Raw genomic sequence first — 19841 nt, forward strand, 5'->3', positions numbered from 1 at the left:
AGGATCACAGGTCCGCTCAGTCTCCACCCCCGGCCGACCTCGTGCGATCACTTTCCGTGGACTGTCCGCGACCGAGCGGATACGGATGCCGTCCGCCCAGCTCGGCCACGCTCATCACGATCCGCACCCGCGACTCCTCGGCCGCCTCCAGCGCCTCCGGCACGTCCGAGATCATCACCCGCGCGCCGCTGGCCCGGATGCGCTCGCCCAGCCCGGCGCGGCCGAGGTCGGCGGGCACCGGCCAGACGACGCCGCCCGCCGCGATCACCGCGTCCGCCGCCACCAGCAGGTCGGGCCCCACGGGCAGGCAGACGAGCACCGTGTCGCCCGCGCGCACCCCTCTGCGCCGCAACTGGGCGGTCGCGATCGCCGACCGCTCGTCCAGTTGCTTCTCGGTGAACTCCACACCCGTGCCGGAGTCCACCATGACGATGTGCTCATCCATGGCGTCCACGGTAGGGAGGGGGGTCACGTGCCTACATGGGGCGGAATATGCAGATCCCTATGCAGAAGCGCTGGGGTGCTCGGCGGCCCACACCGCGATCTGCGCGCGCGAGGTGTACCCCAGCTTCTCCATGATGTTGGCGATGTGCCGGGCGACCGTGGCCGGGCTGATCACCAGCTCCTCGGCGATGGCCCGGTTGGACAGGCCGCGGGTGAGCAGGCCGGCGATCTCCAGCTCGCGCACGGTCAGCAGCGAGTGCCTGACCGGCTCGGCCGGCACGGGCGGCGGCGCCGCGGGCCGCTCCCCCGCCAGCACCTGGCGGGCGGCGGCGTCGGGGCTCATCGCCCGGCCGCGCGACCACAGGGAGGCCGTACGGCCCTCGCCGAGCTTGGCGCGGGCGCGCGAGAGCAGCTCCTCGATCCGGATCGTGGCCGAGTGCTGGCCGATCGACTCGCGCAGCGTGGCCGCGGCGGCGGCGGCCAGCACCGCGCCGTCGAGGTCGCCCTCGTGCTCGGCCAGCACCGACAGGCCGGCCAGGCACCGGGCCACCCCCTGCCGCTGGCCGGTCTGCCGGCTCAGCGCGAGGCTGCCGGCCAGCCGCTCCCTGGCCGCGGCGAACTCGCCCAGCATGGCCGCCACCCGGCCCACCCTGGCCAGGCAGCGCGCCAGGTCGGAGTCGCTGCCCAGCTCGCACAGCCACGGGACGGCCAGCTCGTAGCGGGACTTGGCGGTCTCCAGGTCGCCGCGGGCCTCGGCCACGGCGCCGAGCTGGGCGGCCATCCTGGCCATGAGCCAGCGGTGGCCGTGCTCGCGCGCCCGCGCCAGGGCCTCGTCGCCCAGCCGCTGGGCCTCGCGCAGCCGGCCCCTGGTCAGCGCCACCGCCGACAGCCCGGCCAGCCCCGCCGCCTGGTTCCAGGCGTCACCCGACTCGGTGGCCTCGGCCAGGCCCCGCTCGGCGTGGTGCAGCGCCTCGTCGATGCGGCCCATGCGGAGCAGGACGACGACCACCAGGCTGTGCATGACGCAGCGGGTGAACCTGTTCTCCTCGCCCAGGCCCGCCAGGCTCTGCGTGGCCACCTCCAGCGACCGGCTGAGCTCGTCGCGGGCCTCCAGCCCGTAGGCGAGGTACGCCTTGCCCTGCGCGACCTGCTCTTCGGGCACGGGTTCGAGGTCGAGCGAGAGCAGCCGCTCGATCCAGCCGACGATCTCGGTCAGGTTGCCGGAGATGGGCAGCAGGGCGGTGCTGGCCGCGCACAGGCGCAGGCCCAGCCGCGCGTTGCCGGACTCGGCGGCCCAGTCGAGGGCGGCCCGCTGGTCGTCGAGGAGCTGTTTGCTGGCCGTCAGGCACTCCAGCCGCTCCGGCCAGGGCACGCCCGGCCGGACCATCTCGGTGGTGAAGTGGCGTTCCTGGAGGTCGCACAGGACGGTGAGGTGCCGCTCGCGGACGTCCTCGCGCTCGCCGGCCCGCTCCAGCCGCTTCATCGCGTACCGCTTGATCGTCTCCAGCATGCGGTAGCGCCTGCGCTCCTCGTCGCACAGCACGAGGGACTTGTCGACCAGGCCGCCGAGGAGGTCGACGATCTCGTCCCGGGCGATGGGCCGCTCGGCGCAGACCTGCTCGGCCAGGTCGAGGTCGAAGTCGCGGGCGAAGACCGACAGCCGGCGCAGCAGCACCTGCTCCTTGGCCGACAGCAGGTCGTAGCTCCAGTCGACGGTGGCCAGCAGCGTGCGCTGCCGCGCGGGGGCCGTACGGCCGCCCGTGGTCAGCAGCGAGAACCGGTCGTCGAGCCGGTCGGCGATCTGCCCGGGGCTGAGCAGGCTCGTACGGGCCGCCGCCAGCTCCAGGGCCAGGGGCAGCCCGTCGAGCGCCTGGCACAGGCGGACCACGTCGGGCAGGCTGTCGGGGCCGAGCCGGGTGCCGGCGGCGGCGGCCCGGTCCATGAACAGCTGCACCGACTCGGCGTCGGCGTACCCCATCTCGGGCAGGTCGAGCGGCGGCACCCGCCAGATCAGCTCGCTGGCGATGCGCAGCGGCTCCCGGCTGGTGGCCAGGATGCTCAGCCGGGGGCAGCAGGCGACCAGCTCGGCGGCCAGCTCGGCGCACCCGTCGACCAGGTGCTCGCAGTTGTCGAGCAGCAGCAGGCAGCGCAGCTCGCGCAGCCGGGCGGTGACGGTGTCGAGCAGCGGACGCCCGCTCTCCTCGCGCACCCGCAGCACCCGGGCGATCTCCTGGACGATCTGCTCAGGACGGCTGACCCGGGCCAGCTCGACCAGCCACACCCCGCCCGGATAGCCGCCCACGAGCCCGGCGGCCACTCGCAGGGCCAGCCGGGTCTTGCCGATGCCGCCGACGCCGCACAACGTGACCACGCGCGTCTCGCCGAACAGCCCGCGCAGGTCGTCGAGGTCGCGTTCGCGGCCCACGAACCGATTGGGCTCTGCTGGAAGATTGTGCCGGGGGGCCTCTGGCATGTGTTCACCCTGCGTCGCCGAAGGATCACACTCTTCCACAGTGTCGCACTTTTCACAGGCCAAGCGAGCTGACGATCGCCCTTTCGTCCACAACGCGCAGAATGGGGTTTCCCAGCAGCCGCCTGGCGACGTCGTAGGGCGCCACGACCATGGTGGCCCTGCGCTCGGCGGCCAGCACCCGGCAGCCGATGACGGTCGGCTCGTTGGCGGCGATCACCACGTGGGCGCCGGACATCAGGGCCAGATCGAGCACCCGCAGCCCCTTGAGCAGGTCGCCGGCCGCGTTGACGACGACGTCGTCCTTGCCGACCACCAGGCGGGCGGCCAGGTTGCGCAGGTCGGCGGCGAGCTCCCCGTGGTCGAGCACGCGGCCGCCGCCCGGCTCCAGCGCCGCGCCCGCCAGCGGGCCGAACTCCACCGGGCTCGCGTTGAGCAGCCCGGCGAACGGCAGCGCGCCGGGCGAGGGGCGGAAGGCGTAGACCCGGTCCGCGACCCGGTCCGCGGCGGCGCCGCCGGGCTCGCGGGCGCCGCGGGTGATCACCATGCGGACCGGACCAGGGCCGCCCAGCACGGCGACGCCGCCCGCCCAGGCCACCGCGTGGACCGCCACCGCCAGCGACGCGCCGAGCGGCAGGTCGATGAGGACGCGGTCGCCGAAGGCCAGCCCGTCGCGGCGCAGCCCGCCCGCCGCGCGGGTGACCCGCCTGGCGAACTGCGCGTACGACAGCACCTCGCCGGTCCTGACGTCGCTCACCGCCGGCTGGTCGCCCTTGCTCGGTGCCGAGCCCATAACCAGCTCTGTCCACGTCATGACGACAATGTAGGGACCGCGAGGGCTCCTGCCATGCACACAAATGTGCAACCTGCTATGTACGTCCCGGCTCGCGCTCGTACAGCTCGGTGAGGGGGGCGAGCCGGTCGGCGGGCACGTTCAGGCGCAGGCCGGCGCCGGGCTCCTCCGACCAGGAGCCGCCCTCCCAGGCGAGCTGCTCCCAGGCCACCAGCCTGCTGCCCTTGAGCCGGTGCCTGATCACAGCCTGGACCAGCCAGGGGGCCCGGCCGCCAGGGCCGCGCTCGTACCCGAAGAGCTTGCCGGTGCGGCGCGGCACGACGATGAGGTCGCTGACCCGGAACGCGTTCTGCACGCCCATGAGCAGCGGGCCGTCCTGGCGCAGCCGCACGTCGGCGACCCTGCCGACCACCTCGCCGGCCGCGTCGGTCACGGTGCGGCCCTTGAACCAGCTGATCCGCGGGGCGAGGCCGGCGGCGTGCACGACCTCTCCCCCGGGCCGGCGCTCGCCGCCGCTGCCGGGGATCCGGGCGATCACGTTCTCGCGCGCCCAGCGTTCGAGTGCGGGCTCGGCGAGCTCGCCGCTCACCTTGATCGCGCTGCCGATCTCGGTGACCAGGTGCATGGGGACGCGCCGGGGCTGCGGGTGCTCCTCGGGCCGGAACAGCGTGGTCACCGAGCTGATCAGCCAGCCGGGCAGTCCGCCGACGCGGGGGGCGAGCGCGAGCGGCCCGGCGAGGACGGCCGCCACGTACGGCGGGTCGCCGGCCAGCTCCAGGTCGTCCACCTTGCACACGGGCTCGCCGTCGTCCGCGCCGACCACCTGCCGGTCGAGCAGGTGCAGGTCGGCGTGGAGCTCCCGGGCCCTCATTGGCCCGCCTTCGTGGCGATCAGCAGCGGGATCGCCGCCACCGCGACCACCGACAGCAGGATCATGTACGCGGTCCCGACGGCGTTGGTGAACCGGCTGTTGACCCGGTCGTCCATGTAGTCGGGATCGTTGGCGATCATCAGCACGGGCAGGTACGTCAATGGCAGCGCGGCGGCCGAGAACACCAGCGAGTACTCCGTCACCATGACCGGGTCGACGGTCGTCAGGATGAGCGCCGCGGCCAGCACGACCGCGACCAGCACCACGACGTGGAACCTGGCGGCGTCCCTCGGCCGCACCCGCTTGCCCCACCGCCAGCCGAAGTACTGGCTGAGCGTGTACCCCGACGACAGCGCGGTCTCCAGCGTCGCGCCGAACGTGGCCGCGAACACCCCGATGATCGCCATCGCCAGCCCGACCTTGCCCAGCCCGACGCCCACGGGCAGCACCATCTGCGCCAGCGACTCCACCTGGGCCTGCGCCGGCAGGAACACCGCGGCGGCGCAGACCATGATGGTCAGCGACAGCATGCCGCCGAGCGGGAAGCCGATGAACACGTTGGCGCGGGCGGTCACCAGGTCCTTGCGCGTCCACCGCTCCTCGACGCCGCCGGAGGAGAAGAAGAACACCTCGTACGGGGTCATCGCGCCGCCGAGCAGCGCGACCGCGTAGTACCAGTAGGTCGCCGCCCCCTCGGCCTGCGGCGGCGAGGCGAGCTGGCCGCCCAGCTGCCCCCAGTCGGGGCCGAGCTGCCACGCCGCCACCCCGAACACCACCAGCGCGAGCCCGGCCAGCCCGAACACCCGTTCCATGGTCTCGAATCTGACCCGCCACATCACCAGCCAGGCGACCAGCGCCACCCCCGGCACCCACAGCAGGTAGTTGACGCCGGTGGCCAGCTCCAGGGCGAGCGACGCGCCGCCGATCTCCGCGGCCAGCGTGAGCAGGTTGATGAAGAACGACGCCCCCAGGTTGAGCAGCCCCGCCCGCGGTCCGAGCCGCTCGCGGACGAGGTCGAAGACCGGCCGGCCGGAGACCGCGGCGATCCTGCCGGACATCTCGGCGAACAGGCAGATGCCCACCACGCCGGCCACCACGACCCACGCCAGCGACATCCCGAACCGGGCTCCGACCAGCGAGTTGGCCACGAGGTCGCCGATGTCCACGAAGCCGCCGACGGCGCTGAGGATGCCGAGCGTGACGGCGAAGAGCTTCTTCACCCCAGCGCCTCCAGCTCCCGCACCGCCTGGGCGGGGTCCTTGATCCGGTCCCGGCGTACCTGGATGAGCAGGTCGTCCACCACTTCCTCGGCCCGCTGGATCCGGTCGAGCAGCCGGTCGCGCAGCTCGTCGGAGCGCTCGGAGGGCGGCTGGACCCCGCCGAACTGGTCGCCGACCGCGTCGAGCTCGCCGGCCGCGTCGGTCAGCACGACCTTGAGGTACGGCCTGGTCAGCCGGTGGGAGTTCTGGACGGCCAGGCGGACGATCCGGATGGTGGAGGAGACGCTCTCGTCCGACTGCTCGGCCTTGAGCGCGTAGTCGTGGTCGTCCCACGCGGGGCTCACGCAGCCGGCCGCGGCCACGAGCAGCACGAGCAGGGCCGCCACCCGCCTCACGTACGGCCCCGCAGCAGGAAGTAGGCCAGCAGCCCGAGCAGCACCGCGAACTGCCCCCACGCGAGGAGCAGCACCAGTCCTTCGTCCCTCACGGTCGCTCCCTGCCCTGCCGCCCGTGATCCATGCCGGACGCCGGGAATCAGACGCGCCGGCCGGCGCGTTCACCCCTACAGCGCCGCAGACGCCTTGTCCCGCTCTTGTCACGAGAGGGGATCAACTAGACTTGGTGGGTCGCGACTTCGCGCGGCCGCCCCCACGACACAGAGCGAGAAGTCATCATGCCTTTGAACAGCCGCGACGACCTGCGGAACATCGCGATCATCGCGCACGTCGACCATGGCAAGACCACACTGGTCGACGCCATGCTCTGGCAGTCCGGGGCCTTCCGCGCGAACCAGGACGTCGACGACCGGGTCATGGACTCCAACGACCTGGAGCGCGAGAAGGGCATCACCATTCTCGCCAAGAACACCGCCGTCCAGCACGGCGGCATGACCCTGAACATCATCGACACCCCCGGCCACGCCGACTTCGGCGGCGAGGTCGAGCGCGGCCTGTCCATGGTCGACGGCGTGGTGCTGCTGGTCGACGCCTCCGAGGGCCCGCTGCCGCAGACCCGGTTCGTGCTGCGCAAGGCGTTCGCCGCCAAGATGCCGGTCATCCTGTGCATCAACAAGGTCGACCGTCCCGACGCCCGCATCAAGGAGGTCGTCGACGAGGTCTACGAGCTCTTCATGGACCTCGACGCCACCGAGGAGCAGATCGACTTCCCGATCGTCTACGCCTCGGCCAAGGCCGGCCGCGCCTCCCTGAACCGTCCCGACGACGGCGGCATGCCCGACTCGGAGGACCTGGAGCCGCTGTTCGACATCATCAAGTCGACGATCCCGGCGCCCACGTACGACCCCAGCGCCCCGCTGCAAGCGCACGTCACCAACCTCGACGCCTCCTCCTACCTCGGCCGTATCGCGCTGTGCCGGATCCACCAGGGCGTCATGCGCAAGGGCCAGCAGGTCGCCTGGTGCCGTACCGACGGCACGATCCAGAAGGTGAAGATCACCGAGCTGCTGATGACCGAGGCGCTGGAGCGCAAGCCGGCCGAGGAGGCCGGCCCCGGCGACATCATCGCCATCGCCGGCATCCCCGAGATCATGATCGGCGAGACGCTGGCCGACCCGGAGGACCCGCGCCCGCTGCCGCTGATCACGGTCGACGAGCCGGCGATCTCGATGACGATCGGCACCAACACCTCGCCGCTGGTCGGCAAGGTCAAGGGCTCGAAGGTCACCGCCCGCATGGTCAAGGACCGGCTCGACAAGGAGCTGGTCGGCAACGTGTCGCTGCGCGTGCTGCCCACCGACCGTCCCGACGCCTGGGAGGTGCAGGGCCGCGGTGAGCTGGCGCTGGCCATCCTCGTCGAGCAGATGCGCCGCGAGGGTTACGAGCTGACCGTCGGCAAGCCGCAGGTGGTCACCAAGGAGATCGACGGCAAGGTGCACGAGCCGGTCGAGCGCCTGACGGTCGACTGCCCGGAGGAGTACCTCGGCGCGGTCACCCAGCTCCTGGCCGTCCGCAAGGGCCGCATGGAGCACATGACCAACCACGGCACCGGCTGGATCCGCATGGAGTTCGTGGTCCCGGCCCGCGGCCTGATCGGCTTCCGCACCGAGTTCCTGACCGAGACCCGCGGCACCGGCCTGGTCCACCACGTCTTCGACTCCTACGAGCCGTGGTTCGGCGAGCTGCGCACCCGCAACAACGGCTCGCTGGTGGCCGACCGGTCGGGCCCGGTGACCGCGTTCGCCATGCTCAACCTCCAGGAGCGCGGCACGCTGTTCGTCTCGCCGACCACCGAGGTCTACGAGGGCATGATCATCGGTGAGAACTCGCGTTCCGACGACATGGACGTGAACATCACCAAGGAGAAGAAGCTCACGAACATGCGCTCGTCCACCAGCGAGGAGACCGAGAAGGTCATCCCGCCGCGGACGCTGTCGCTGGAGCAGGCGCTGGAGTTCATCCGCGAGGACGAGTGCGTGGAGATCACGCCCGACGCGGTCCGCATCCGCAAGGTCGTGCTCGACGCCGCCGCCCGCGGCCGCGCCGCCGCCCGCGCCAAGCGCGCCTGATTCGTTTCTCTCCGCACCGCGGCCGCGTGTCACCTTTTCCGGTGGCACGCGGTTTCCGTGTCAGAAGGGCCTGTCAACCGGCGGCCCGAGCACGCGCGATGGAACGCCTCTCCCGGGTCACGGTGTAAAGAAACATGGTCATGAGACCATCTGTGATAACACCGTGACCCTATGCCATAGAACATTTCGGCATGCCGGAGAATCATCCCAATTGTGGGAAAGCTCCGGATGGCAATGTCATTCGGGCTGGCTCTGGTGTCGTTCGGGGCGATTGTTTGGTGCACCATCGCAGCCAGGCCCGTGACCGGGTCCGACAGGCCCAAGAGCACCGTCGTGACCAATCCGTGGGCGGCCGCCGCCGCCCGCGCCGACCCGGCGACCGGATGGGCCCGTACGGCCGCCACCGAGGTCTCGGTCGCCCCGGCCCGCGCCGCCGACCTCGACGCCGTCCCCGAGGGGCGGATCGATCCCCGGCAGCGCCAGGTCAGGATCACCGTCAGGCACCGGCTGGACATGCGTCCCGACGACCCGCTGGCCGAGGCGCTGCGACAGGGCGGCGGCTTCCCGGGCACGCTGCCGCAGGTGACCGACTCCGGGTTCGGCGCACTCAAGGTGGACGGCCAGAGCCTGGCGCCCACCACCCGGCTCGCGCCGCTCATCGTCTCCTCGCCGGGGCACGTCACGGCCGAGTTCACGGTGACGCTGCTGCGCCAGGTCAAGGTCGAGGGGCTGCTCCGGCTCGACTTCACCTCGCCGACGGCGCTCCCGCTGATCGTCGTGGTGCGCGCGGTCACCGTGCTGCCCGGCGAGTGGACCGTGCTGCGCGTCGAGGGCATCCAGCCGGAACGGCAGGAGCGCGGCCTGCTGCGGTTCTCCGTCGGCGCCTACCCGGTGAGCCTGACGCTGGCCCCCGGCTCCTACGGCTTCCCCGACGTCGCCGAGGAGGACGACTTCTCCTGGGCCACCGCGCTCGGCGTGCTCACGGCGTGCGCGCTGGCGGTGTTCCTGGTGCGCTCGCTCGGCCGGCGGTGGTGGCAGCGGGTGCCCAACAGGGAGCTGGTCGTCGGCCTGGCCATCGCCGCGCCGGCCCTGCTGATCCCGCTGGTCGCCGCGGAGTGGTCGCCCGTCGGGTACGTGATCCTGTTCGTCGCCGTGCCGGTGATGGCCCTGCGGCACGCCGGACGGGTGCTGCCCACCAGCCCGCCCTGGACCGGCCGCGACCTGCTCACGGTGACCGGGCTCGGCCTGCTGGTCGGGCTCGGCATGCTGAGCTGGTCGTGGCTGCACGGCCAGCTCCCCGGACGCGTCCTGCTGACCGGCGGAGCCGTCGCGGCCCTGGCGGCGGCGGGCGCGGCGGTCGGCTTCAGCGTGGACCTCGGGGTCCGGCCGGTGGTCGTCCGCCTGGCCGCGCTGTGGGCCGAGGCCGCGGTCGGGCTGCTGGCGCTGGCCCTGTGGCTGCGGGCGCTGCTGGACGGCGTGTACCCGCCCGACAGCGTCCGGCTGCTGCTGGCGCTGAGCTGGGCGATGATCCCCGTGGCGGCGGTGACCGTGGCGACCAGGCGGTGGAGCCGGGGGGCGGTGGTGGGCGCGGTCGTGGTGAGCCTGCTCGTGCAGGGCTGGCCCACGGAATGGCTGGACGCGGGGTCGTGGAGCCTGGCCGTGCCCCGGGCCGCCGTCCCGACGATCGGCAGCCTGCCGCTGGACCCGCTGGTCCGCGGGGTGCTCGGGCTGCTGCTGCTCGGGTTCGCGATGCTGGTGCTGCGGCTGTGGCGGCTGGGCTCCCAGGTGGCGGCCGTGCGCGACCCGGCCGCCGAGTCGACGATGGTCGTCGTGCTGATGGTGCTCTACATCACGCCCGGCGGCAGCACGACGCTGGCCGACATCGACGTGCCCCTGCCGCTGCTGGCCATCACCTCGATCGTGGCCTGGCTGACCGCGCGCTGGCTGCTCGCCGGGCCGCCGGCGTCCGTCGTGGAGCCGGACACGCAGGAGGAGCACCGGCAGTTCGTCCGCGCGGCCCTGCACCGGCGCCTGCTGCTGCTCGCCGAGCAGGAGCTGTACCGCGCGGGACGGACCCGGCTGGCCGCCGACATGTCGATGGCCGAGTTCGACCAGCGGCGGCAGGCCCTGGAGTCGGCGCTGCGCGAGCACGGCCGCCATCCCGAGACCGCCTTCGCCACGGCGGCCGGCTGCACGCCCTGGCACAACGGCGTGTCGGCGTTCACCGTCAGCCTGCTGCTGAGCCTGCCGTTCGCGCTGGTCTACGGCCGGCCCGAGGGCGCGGACCTGACCAGCTTCCTCTTCGACGGCCGCTACCTGCTCACCCTGCCCGCGTTCGGCTTCCTGTTCGGCTACTTCTACCCGTGCGTCAGAGGCACCCAGCCGATGACCAAGGCGCTGCACCTGGCCGTCGCGGCCCTGCTGACCAGCCTGGCCGGCTACCTGTCGACGCTGGTCGAGCCGGACATCGGCCCCCTCGACAAGGCGCAGGTCGTGGCCATCGTGGTGGGCCAGGTGATGATGGTCTGCGTCGGGCTCGGGCTGTTCTGGGAGTGGCGGATCATGCACCTGGCCGGCGAGCCGTGGGCCAGGGTGCGCAACCTGCGCAGCGTGCGCAGCCTGGCCGCGCCGACCCTGGCCCTGGCGCTGGCCGTGGGCACGACGGCGGCCAGCTCGGCGGCCGGGCAGACGGTCGACCGCATCCTGAAGGGCGACCAGGTCACGACGAGCCAGCGGTGAGGCTCAGCGGCGCGGCAGCTCGCTGCCCCTGACGTGCGCGCACTGCCAGTCGATCAGCGCGGCGAAGTCGCGCCAGGCCCGCTCGACCCGCCCGCGCACCTCGGCCGTGTGCACCCACGGCTCCGGCTCGTGGCGGACGCCCGCGAACAGGGACCTGTGGCGCAGCAGCTCGATGCGCGGGTGGTCCTCGTCGAAGCCGCGCGGCCTGGTCTTCAGCCGGTCGCCGCCGATCGTGTAGCCGGCCTCGGCGAGCCGGGCCGTGATCGACTCCAGCGGCTTGCCGGTGACGTCCTCGTCCACGGCCGCGCGGTAGCGGGCGATCTGGTCGGGGGCCTGGGTGTAGCGGCCGCCGGCGACGTACAGGCCGGCGGCGCTGATCTCGACGTAGTAGCCGATGCCGGGCATCAGATCGACGAAGGCGCCCTGATGGGTCTTGTACGGCGTCTTGTCCTTGGAGAAGCGCACGTCGCGGTAGGGCCGGAAGAGCTGGGCCGGGCCGAACTCGGCGGCCAGCTCGTCGGTGAGCTCCGCCATGGGCGCCCGGACCGCGTCCTCGTAGAGGTGCTTGTGGCGGGTGAAGTAGGTCTTGGAGTTGTCCGCCTCAAGGCCCTCGTAGAAGATGAACGCCTCGTCGGGAAAGCCGGTGAAAGCCATGGCCCAAGCGTGCCATGCCGCTCACCGTGCGGTGTACGTGCGGCCCGGCGTGGGCGGGCGGCCGTACAGTTCGGAGATCGTGACGAACGTGTAGCCCTTCCTGGCGAGGGTGTCGATCACCTTCGGCACGGCCTCGACCGTGGTGGGGTGGATGTCGTGCATGAGCACGATTGACCCGGCCTTGGCGGTGTCGGCCCGCCTGACCACGGCGCCGGGCTCGCGGTGCAGCCAGTCGAGGGTGTCGACGTCCCACAGGATCTGGGCCAGGCCCTCGCGGCGGGTCTCGGCGGCGACGGCGTCGTCGGTGCTGCCGTACGGCGGCCGCATCACCCGCATCTTGACCCCGGTCAGCCGGTGGACGAGCTCGTCGGTGTGCCCCAGCTCGTTGCGCACCCCCTCGCGGGACAGGCCGGTCAGCGACGGGTGGGACCAGGAGTGGTTGCCGATCTCGTGGCCCTCGTCCACGATGCGGCGGGTGATCCGGCCGCCGCTGTCGGCGGCCACCATCTCCCCCAGCACGAAGAACGTGGCCCTGACGTGGCGCTGGCGCAACAGGTCGAGCAACTTGCCGGTGTAGGGCCCTGGACCGTCGTCGAAGGTCAGGGCCACACACTTGATCTTGCCGCAGTCGAACTTGCGGCTGCGCGGCCAGTCGGCCTGCTGCGCGATCAGCCGCTTGGCCAGGACCTCAGGACTGACCTGCGGCCGGATCAAGGCGGAATGCCGGCGCGGCACCGGCTGGGCCGCGCAGCCCACGAGAACGATCAGGACGAATGGCAAAGCCCAAATGCGCATGTTTTCCCCCGAAACACCGCACGCGGGGGCCTTACGGATAGTCCTGGACCGGTCTCCCCCGTAGTTCCCTGGCCAGGTCGTCCCACCAGAGTGGGATGTCCGCGTGCAGCTCCTTGTAGCGGCGCGCCACGCGCATGGCACATCCAACCGGATCCGTACCCAGATGACGACGTTTAACCGGACCTTCCTGCCAACGGTAAAAACCGTCCCTGTAGTGCACGACGAGACCTATCCAGACCGAGATGGTCGCTCCGTCCCCCACCTCGTACGCGCTGGTGACTCCCAGCCCGTGCAGCTCCGCCTGGAGTTTCTCCGCCGCCGCGCGGGCTTCGGTCACACGCCACCCCCTGCCGACGTTTCCGTACACAACAGATGTACCCAGCAACGGGCATCAGGTGTCCAAGACATGGAGTAATCATGAAACTCCGGGGAGTCACGCGCAGGCCGTTCGACGTTATCGGTGGACTTCCGCCGTTGCGCGGCCGGGCCGCCCTTGTTACGTTTCGGCCGTGCGCCGTGAGCGGGCACAGTCGCTGAAGCACGTCGCGGTACCGTACGACTCCGATCGGGCCTTCCTCGACCTCGTCGTGCCGCGCGTGCGAACCGCGCTGGACGAAGATCGGCGCGTGCTGGTCGTCAACCGCCCCGACCGGCTGGCGCTGCTGGCGGAGGCCCTCGACGGCGACGCGCGGCGCATCGACAGCCGCCCGGCCGGCGCCTGGTACGGCCACCCCCACCGGATGCTGGCCGCGTACCACGAGTACACGCGCGGCCGGCCCACCCTGGTGGTCGGCGAGCCCGTCTGGAGCGAGCTGAGCGAGCCGCGCATCCAGGACCTCATCCGCTACGACTCGGTGGTCAACGCCGCCCTGGCCGCGGCCCCGTCGGTCATGCTGTGCCTGTACGACCTGCGCCACGTCCCCGAACCGGTCCGCGAGCTCACCCCGGTCGTCCATCCCCTGGTGCTGGGGTCGGGGGGCGAGGCGGCCAGCGGGCGCTTCGTGCAGCCCCACGAGCTGGTGCTCGACGGCGACGACGCGCCCTTCCCCGAGCCGGGCCCCGGGGCCTGCCTGGTGCGGTTCACGGCCCGCGAGCTCAAGCGCCTGCGCCAGACCGTCGGCGACTACGCCAGGACGGCCGGCATGGACCGCAACCTCATCTCCTCGCTGGTGCTCAGCGTCTCGGAGATCGCCGCGAACTGCGTCGAGCACGGCGCCGGGTTCGGCACGATCACGATGTGGGTGGAGGAGCGCGACCTCGTCTGCGAGATCGCCGATCCCGGCGGGACGCTGGACGACCCCCTGCCGGGCTACATACCGCCGGAGCCCGAGTCCCCGCGGGGGTACGGGCTCTGGATCAGCCGGCAGCTCTGCGACCGGGTGCAACTGCGCGACGAAGGCGGCGTGTTACGCGTCCGCCTTCGTCTGTCCCTGGACTCTCCCTAGCGGCTCTTTCCTAGGCGGCGGCGCGGGGGGCGGGAAGGCGCACGGCGCCCTCCTCCCGCGCGTAGTCCTCCAGCATGCCGCGGAGCTGGCGGCGGCCACGGTGCAGGCGGGACATCACGGTGCCGATGGGCGTCCCCATGCGCTCGGCGATCTCCTTGTACGCGAACCCCTCGACGTCGGCCAGGTAGACGGCCACGCGGAAGTCCTCGGGCAGGGAGCGCAGGGCGTTCATCACGACGCTGTCGGGCAGCCGGTCGAGCGCCTCGGTCTCGGCCGAGCGTAGGCCCGTCGAGGTGTGGGACTCGGCGGCGTGCAGCTGCCAGTCCTCGATCTCCTCGGCGGCCGACAGCTTCGGCGAGCGCTGCTTCTTGCGGTAGTCGTTGATGAAGTTGTTGGTGAGGATGCGGTGCAGCCACGCCTTGAGGTTCGTGCCCTCACGGAACTGGTGATAGGACGTGTACGCCTTGGCGACCGTCTCCTGCACCAGGTCCTCGGCGTCGGCTGCGTTACGGGTCAGGCGCATGGCGGAAGCGAACAGCTGCGACGTCACGGGCACGACATCGCGCTCGAACCAGTCCTGACGCTGCTCATCGGTCATAGTGATCAATTCATTCCCCCTTGCGCTATCCCCCGTTCGGCACAAGCCGCCTGACAGCGTTCCTCATCCTCGCAACTCCCAGGTAAGGGACGCGTTAGGAGAGTCCGCATAGGTCAGAAGGGGTTTGTAGTCCATCTGCTCGCGGCGTGCGTGGTCACGTCCACGGCCGGACAAGTCTCATTATCATAACACTACCCACCCAATTTCGTAGGAATAGTGGTCAGAGTCACAGGGGATAGCGTATGGACATGGAATCTGTGGACCGTCACGACACGGGGACACGTCGGTGGGTGGCGGAGGCCATCCGCAAGGTGGAGGCCGACGCCAACCGAAGTTGTGACACTCACCTGCACGTCTTTCCGCTTCCCTCGGACTGGGGCGTAAACCTCTATCTGAAAGACGAATCGGTGCACCCGACCGGTTCACTCAAGCACCGGCTCGCGCGGTCCCTGTTCCTGTACGGCCTCGCCAACGGCTGGATCGGCCCGGCCACCACGATCGTGGAGGCGTCCAGCGGCTCGACCGCGGTCAGCGAGGCGTATTTCGCCCGGCTGCTCGGCCTGCCGTTCATCGCCGTCATGCCCGCGTCCACGTCGCCCGAGAAGTGTCACCTCATCGAGTTCTACGGCGGGAAATGTCACCTCGTCGCCGACCCCGGGGCGATCTATGACGAATCTCACCGCCTGGCCGCCGAGACCGGGGGCCACTTCATGGACCAGTTCACCTACGCCGAACGCGCGACCGACTGGCGGGGCAACAACAACATCGCCGAGTCGATCTACTCCCAGATGTCCATGGAGCCACATCCCGAGCCCGCCTGGATCGTCGTGGGCGCCGGCACCGGCGGCACGTCGTCCACGATCGGCCGCTACATCCGCTACCGCCGCCACCCCACCCGCCTGGCCGTGGTGGACCCGGAGGGCTCGGCGTTCTACCCGGGCTGGGTCTCCGGCGATCCCGCGGTGACGGCCTCGGGGTCGCGGATCGAGGGCATCGGGCGTCCCCGGGTGGAGCCGTCGTTCCTGCCCAGCGTGATCGACCGCATGATCGCCGTCCCGGACGCCCGCTCGATCGCCGCCATGCACTGGACCCGCGAGGTCACCGGCCTGGACGTCGGCGGCTCCACGGGGACGAACATGGCGGCGTGCGTCGAACTCGTCAGGGAGATGCGCGAATCGGGCGTCCAGGGCAGCGTCGTCACCCTGATCTGCGACCGCGGCGACCGCTACAAGGGCACCTACGACAACCCGGAGTGGCTGGCCGGCCAGGGGCTCGACCTCGAACCCCACCTGGCCGGCCTGCGGGCGTTCCTGCCGCGCTGAGCGCCGCTAGGCGGCCTTGGCCGGGTCCACGGAGAAGGTCTTGGCCAGGTCGTCCAGGATGGCGTGGGCGCCCTGGATGCCCACGGCGCTCATCCAGGTCAGGTCGCTGACCTCGTGCTTGTCCCCCTTGAGCCGGCCCCACAGCGGGTTGCCGACGAACTTCTCCTTGGGCCCGTCGCTGGCCGGGTCGGGGTAGGTGGCGACGAAGATGTGGTCGGCGTCCAGGTCGGCGATGCGCTCCTGGCTGACGTCCACGGCGATGGCGTCGTCCTTGGCAGGCTGGCCCTCGGGACGGGGGAAGCCGACGTCCTTCAGCACCACCCCGGAGTACGACTTCTCGACGTAGAGCCGGACGGTGGGCTCACCGGCGAAGCGCACGATCGAGACGGTCGGCAGCTTCCCGCCCGCCTTCTCCTTGATCGCTGCCCCGATCGTGCCGGCGCGCTCCTCGAACGCCTTGATCCGGGCGTCGGCCAGGTCCTCCTTGCCCAGGGCGCGGCCCATGAGCCGCAGGTTCTCCTTCCAGATGGCGCCGGTCGTCTCGCTGAAGACGGTCGGCGCGATCTTCGAGAGCTTGTCGTACAGGGCCTCGTGCCGGACCTTGGCCGAGACGATCAGGTCGGGCTTGAGCGCGGCGATCTTCTCCAGGCTGGGCTGCTCCAGGGTGCCGACCGGGGTCGCCTCCTTGCCGTACCGGTCGACGAGCGGGCCGAGGTAGTCGGGCAGCTTGCTGTCGATCGACCGGTAGGTGGTGTAGCCGATCACGGGGGTCTCCAGCGTGAGCACCGCGTCCACGAAGCTCTGGTCGAGCGCGACGACCCGCTTGGGCTGCCCGGAGATCTTGGTCGAGCCCATCGCGTGCTCGATCGTCCTGGCCGCCGGGTCGGCCGCAGGGTCGGCCGACGGCGTGGCCGCCGGCTCCGTCGAGCCGCACGCGGCCACCCCCGCCACCAGCAGTACACCGGCCAGCACCCGCCACGCTCTCATCGGAACCCTTTCTGGAAGTAAGGCGAACCTAAATTAGGTTAGCCCTGCCTAACCTGGCATACTTCACCACGTTCGGGCAAACAAGGGGAGGAAACTGGTGACCGCGCTCGCGCCCCGCCTCCACGGCATCCGGCGCCGGCGGCTCGTCCTCCTGCTCCTCCTCCTCGCCGCCGTCGCGGCAGGGGTGGTGCTGAGCATCACGGTCGGCTCGAAGTCCGTACCGCCGGGCGACGCCTGGCAGGCTCTCACCGCGCCCACGGGCAGCGAGAACGACATCATCATCCGCTCGCTGCGCGTGCCGCGTACCGTGCTCGGGGTGCTGGCCGGGATCGCGCTCGGCGTCGCGGGCGCCCTCATGCAGGGCCACACGCGCAACCCGCTGGCCGACCCCGGCCTGCTGGGCGTCACGCAGGGCGCGGCGTTCGCCATGGTGGCCTCGATCATCCTGCTCGGCGCCTCCAGCCTGCTCGCCTACATCTGGTTCGGCCTGGCGGGCGCGCTGGTGGCCAGCGTGGCGGTGTTCGCGCTCGGCATGACGGGCGGCAGGGGCGGCCCCACCCCGGTCACGCTGGCGCTGGCCGGCACCGCGGTCAGCGCCCTGCTGTACGCCATGACCTCGGCCATCGTGCTCCTCGACGAGCAGGCCATGGACGTCTTCCGCTTCTGGCAGTCCGGCTCCATCGCCGCCCGGGGCCCGGACGTGGTCTGGCAGGTGCTCCCGTTCATCCTCGCCGGCCTGCTGCTCGCCGCGGTCAACGCCCTGGGCCTGAACGCCCTGTCGCTCGGCGAGGACGTCGCCCGCTCGCTCGGCCAGAACATCGCCCTGACCAGGACGGTCGGCGTCGCCGCCGTCACCCTGCTGTCGGGCGCGGCGGTGGCGGCCTGCGGCTCGCTGGCGTTCGTGGGCCTCATCGTGCCGCACCTGGCCCGGGCGCTGTCGGGCACCGACCACCGGTGGCTGCTGCCGTACTCGGGGCTGGTCGGGGCGGCGTTGCTGCTGGTCGCCGACGTGATCGGCCGCGTGGTCGCCCCTCCGGGCGAGCTGGAGGTCGGCGTGGTCCTCGCGCTGATCGGCGCGCCCTTCTTCGTCGCCCTGGTCCGCCGCAGAAAGCCGGTACGGCTATGACCGCCCTCCCCCTGCGCCTCGGCTCCCTGTCCTGGCGGCTGCGCCTGCGCGCCGTCGCCGTCGGCCTGACCGGCCTGGCGCTCCTGGTCGTGCTCATGGCGCTGAACATGCGCATCGGCGACCTGCCGATGAGCCTGCCGGAGGTGTTCCAGGGCACCTTCGACGTCGACAGCCCGGCCCACTTCGTCATCATGGAGCTGCGCCTGCCGCGCGCCCTGACCGGCGCCCTGGTCGGCGCCGCGCTCGCGCTGTCCGGCGCGATCATCCAGTCCATCGCCCGCAACCCGCTGGCCAGCCCCGAGATCCTCGGCGTCACGACCGGCGCCTCGGTCACCGTCGTGGCCGGCGTGGTGGCCAGCGGCAGCGTCTACGGCGGCGCCAGCGGCCTGCTGGCCGACCTGGGCATTCCAGCGCTCGCCCTGCTCGGCGGCCTGCTCGGCGCGTCCGTCGTCTACGGCCTGGCCTGGCGGCGCGGCCTGGACGGCTACCGCCTGGTCCTGGTCGGGATCGGCGTGGCCGCCGTGTTCACCAACGTGAAGTTCTGGCTGCTGACCGTCGGCGACGTCAACGACACCGGCCGGGCCATGGTCTGGATCAGCGGCTCGCTCAACGGCCGCGGCTGGGAGCACGTCGTGCCGGTGGCGCTCGCGCTGGCGGTGCTCGTCCCGGCCACCCTGCTCGGCACCCGCTCGCTCGACGCGCTGCGCTTCGGCGACGACGTGGTCACCGCACTCGGCGTGCGCGTGAACGCGGCCCGCGCCCTGCTGATCCTGGCCGCCGTGCTGCTGGCCGCGGTGGCCACCGCCTCGGCCGGGCCGATCGCGTTCGTGGCCCTGGCCTCGCCGCAGATCGCGCTGCGGCTGGCCCGCTCGACCCGGCCGCCGCTGCTGTGCTCGGCGGTCACCGGGGCCGTGCTCACCGCGGGCGCCGACCTGATCGCCCGGACCGTCTTCTCCCCGATCGAGCTGCCCGTCGGCATCGTCACGGCCGTGCTGGGCGCACCGTACCTGATCCACCTGATCTGGAGGGCACGCAAATGAGGCTGCAGGCCGCGGGCGTCAAGCTCGGCTACGGCGACCGGACCATCGTGGACGGCCTCGACCTGGGCGTCGAGGCGGGCACGGTGACCACCATCATCGGCCCGAACGGCTGCGGCAAGTCCACCCTCCTGCGCGCGCTCGGCCGCCTGCTCAAGCCCCAGGGCGGCCAGGTGCTGCTGGACGGCAAGCGCATCGACGCCATCCCCACCCGCGAGGTGGCCAAGATCCTCGGCGTGCTGCCGCAGGCGCCCTCCGCCCCCGAAGGGCTCACCGTGGCCGACCTGGTCGCCAGGGGCCGCCATCCGCACCAGACGTGGTACCGGCAGTGGTCCTCCGACGACGAGTCGGCCGTCGCCGCGGCGCTGACCATGACCGGCCTCGCCGACCTCGCCGAACGTCCGCTCGACGAGCTGTCGGGCGGCCAGCGGCAGCGGGCGTGGATCTCCATGGCCCTGGCCCAGGGCACCGACCTGCTGCTGCTCGACGAGCCCACCACGTTCCTCGACCTGGCCCACCAGGTGGAGGTGCTGGAACTCGTCCGGCACCTGCACGAGCAGGCCGGCCGCACGGTCGTCATGGTCCTGCACGACCTCAACCTGGCCGCGCGCTACGCCGACCGGCTGGTGGCCATGCGCGCCGGCAAGGTCGTGGCCGCCGGCGCGCCGCACGAGGTGCTGACCGAGGAGCTGCTGCGCGAGGTGTTCGAGCTGGACGCGAAGGTCATCGAGGATCCGGTCGCGGGGACCCCGCTCGTGGTGCCGATCGGGCCGCTCGCCGCCGCGCGAGGCTGACCCGGCGGCACCGCCACGCCCG

General features: G+C 71.8%; 17 protein-coding genes. 7 read left to right on the forward strand and 10 right to left on the reverse strand.

All coding sequences use genetic code 11. The annotated features are described in order from the left end of the window. Positions 1–16: 16 nt before the first annotated feature. Genes ACIBST_RS16360 through ACIBST_RS16385 form a run of 6 tightly spaced genes read right to left on the reverse strand, consistent with a single transcriptional unit; the run spans position 17 to position 6184 of the window. The gene (locus ACIBST_RS16360; RefSeq protein WP_397172395.1) at positions 17–445 is read right to left on the reverse strand and encodes an AMP-binding protein; all 429 of its coding nucleotides are present in this window, start codon (positions 443–445) and stop codon (positions 17–19) included. A 57-nt stretch (positions 446–502) separates the two neighbouring features. Then, the gene (locus ACIBST_RS16365) at positions 503–2917 is read right to left on the reverse strand and encodes a LuxR C-terminal-related transcriptional regulator (protein WP_397172397.1); all 2415 of its coding nucleotides are present in this window, start codon (positions 2915–2917) and stop codon (positions 503–505) included. A gap of 52 nt (positions 2918–2969) precedes the next feature. After that, positions 2970–3728 carry an AMP-binding protein gene (locus ACIBST_RS16370; RefSeq protein WP_397172399.1) on the reverse strand — a complete coding sequence of 253 codons (759 nt, stop codon included), beginning with the start codon at positions 3726–3728 and terminating at the stop codon, positions 2970–2972. A 55-nt stretch (positions 3729–3783) separates the two neighbouring features. After that, positions 3784–4578 carry a hypothetical protein gene (locus tag ACIBST_RS16375; protein WP_397172401.1) on the reverse strand — a complete coding sequence of 265 codons (795 nt, stop codon included), beginning with the start codon at positions 4576–4578 and terminating at the stop codon, positions 3784–3786. Beyond that, positions 4575–5798: an NRAMP family divalent metal transporter gene (locus ACIBST_RS16380; RefSeq protein ID WP_397172402.1), complete on the reverse strand. Its 1224-nt coding sequence runs from the start codon at positions 5796–5798 to the stop codon at positions 4575–4577. The genes ACIBST_RS16375 and ACIBST_RS16380 overlap by 4 nt, the downstream gene beginning before the upstream one ends. Then, entirely contained in the window at positions 5795–6184 is a 390-nt protein-coding gene (locus ACIBST_RS16385; RefSeq protein WP_397172404.1) for a hypothetical protein, read from the reverse strand. Before ACIBST_RS16385 ends, ACIBST_RS16380 begins: the two co-directional genes overlap by 4 nt. Before the next feature lie 287 nt (positions 6185–6471). Between ACIBST_RS16385 and typA the strand changes: the two genes are divergently transcribed. Together typA and ACIBST_RS16395 are read left to right on the forward strand one after the other, a co-directional pair. Then, complete coding sequence (typA, locus tag ACIBST_RS16390) at positions 6472–8322, forward strand: translational GTPase TypA (protein WP_397172405.1); 1851 nt, start codon at positions 6472–6474, stop codon at positions 8320–8322. A 300-nt stretch (positions 8323–8622) separates the two neighbouring features. Continuing rightward, positions 8623–11061 carry a hypothetical protein gene (locus tag ACIBST_RS16395; RefSeq protein WP_397172406.1) on the forward strand — a complete coding sequence of 813 codons (2439 nt, stop codon included), beginning with the start codon at positions 8623–8625 and terminating at the stop codon, positions 11059–11061. 3 nt (positions 11062–11064) lie between these two features. On the opposite strand, the gene ACIBST_RS16400 is transcribed toward ACIBST_RS16395, so the two are convergent. Both ACIBST_RS16400 and ACIBST_RS16405 read right to left on the reverse strand, forming a co-directional pair. Beyond that, positions 11065–11715, reverse strand: coding sequence for a DUF2461 domain-containing protein (locus tag ACIBST_RS16400; RefSeq protein WP_397172408.1), 651 nt, complete (start codon positions 11713–11715; stop codon positions 11065–11067). A 21-nt stretch (positions 11716–11736) separates the two neighbouring features. Next, positions 11737–12495, reverse strand: a complete 759-nt coding sequence (locus ACIBST_RS16405; protein ID WP_397172410.1) for a polysaccharide deacetylase family protein — start codon at positions 12493–12495, stop codon at positions 11737–11739. Positions 12496–13019: 524 nt separating this feature from the next. On the opposite strand from ACIBST_RS16405, the gene ACIBST_RS16410 reads away from it, so the two are divergent. Then, positions 13020–13955 (forward strand): anti-sigma factor RsbA family regulatory protein, encoded by a 936-nt coding sequence (locus ACIBST_RS16410; protein WP_397172412.1) that lies wholly within the window; start codon positions 13020–13022, stop codon positions 13953–13955. Between the two features lie 10 nt (positions 13956–13965). Here the strand turns inward: ACIBST_RS16410 and ACIBST_RS16415 are convergent, their stop codons facing one another. Further along, on the reverse strand, positions 13966–14553 hold the full coding sequence (locus ACIBST_RS16415; protein ID WP_397172414.1) for a sigma-70 family RNA polymerase sigma factor: 588 nt from the start codon (positions 14551–14553) through the stop codon (positions 13966–13968). Positions 14554–14801: 248 nt separating this feature from the next. On the opposite strand from ACIBST_RS16415, the gene ACIBST_RS16420 reads away from it, so the two are divergent. Continuing rightward, positions 14802–15875, forward strand: coding sequence for a PLP-dependent cysteine synthase family protein (locus ACIBST_RS16420; RefSeq protein WP_397172416.1), 1074 nt, complete (start codon positions 14802–14804; stop codon positions 15873–15875). Between the two features lie 6 nt (positions 15876–15881). Here ACIBST_RS16420 and ACIBST_RS16425 read toward each other — a convergent pair whose 3' ends face one another. Then, entirely contained in the window at positions 15882–16862 is a 981-nt protein-coding gene (locus ACIBST_RS16425) for an ABC transporter substrate-binding protein (protein ID WP_397172418.1), read from the reverse strand. Positions 16863–16959: 97 nt separating this feature from the next. Between ACIBST_RS16425 and ACIBST_RS16430 the strand changes: the two genes are divergently transcribed. From ACIBST_RS16430 to ACIBST_RS16440, 3 genes are read left to right on the forward strand one after another with little or no spacing between them, the layout of a single operon-like run. Then, the gene (locus ACIBST_RS16430; protein ID WP_397172419.1) at positions 16960–17988 is read left to right on the forward strand and encodes a FecCD family ABC transporter permease; all 1029 of its coding nucleotides are present in this window, start codon (positions 16960–16962) and stop codon (positions 17986–17988) included. Next, positions 17985–19028, forward strand: a complete 1044-nt coding sequence (locus ACIBST_RS16435) for a FecCD family ABC transporter permease (protein ID WP_397172421.1) — start codon at positions 17985–17987, stop codon at positions 19026–19028. The genes ACIBST_RS16430 and ACIBST_RS16435 overlap by 4 nt, the downstream gene beginning before the upstream one ends. Further along, positions 19025–19819 carry an ABC transporter ATP-binding protein gene (locus tag ACIBST_RS16440; protein ID WP_358288482.1) on the forward strand — a complete coding sequence of 265 codons (795 nt, stop codon included), beginning with the start codon at positions 19025–19027 and terminating at the stop codon, positions 19817–19819. The genes ACIBST_RS16435 and ACIBST_RS16440 overlap by 4 nt, the downstream gene beginning before the upstream one ends. The last annotated feature ends 22 nt before the right edge of the window (positions 19820–19841 follow it).

Source organism: Nonomuraea sp. NPDC049684 (assembly GCF_044465345.1).
Taxonomy (GTDB): Bacteria; Actinomycetota; Actinomycetes; order Streptosporangiales; family Streptosporangiaceae; genus Nonomuraea.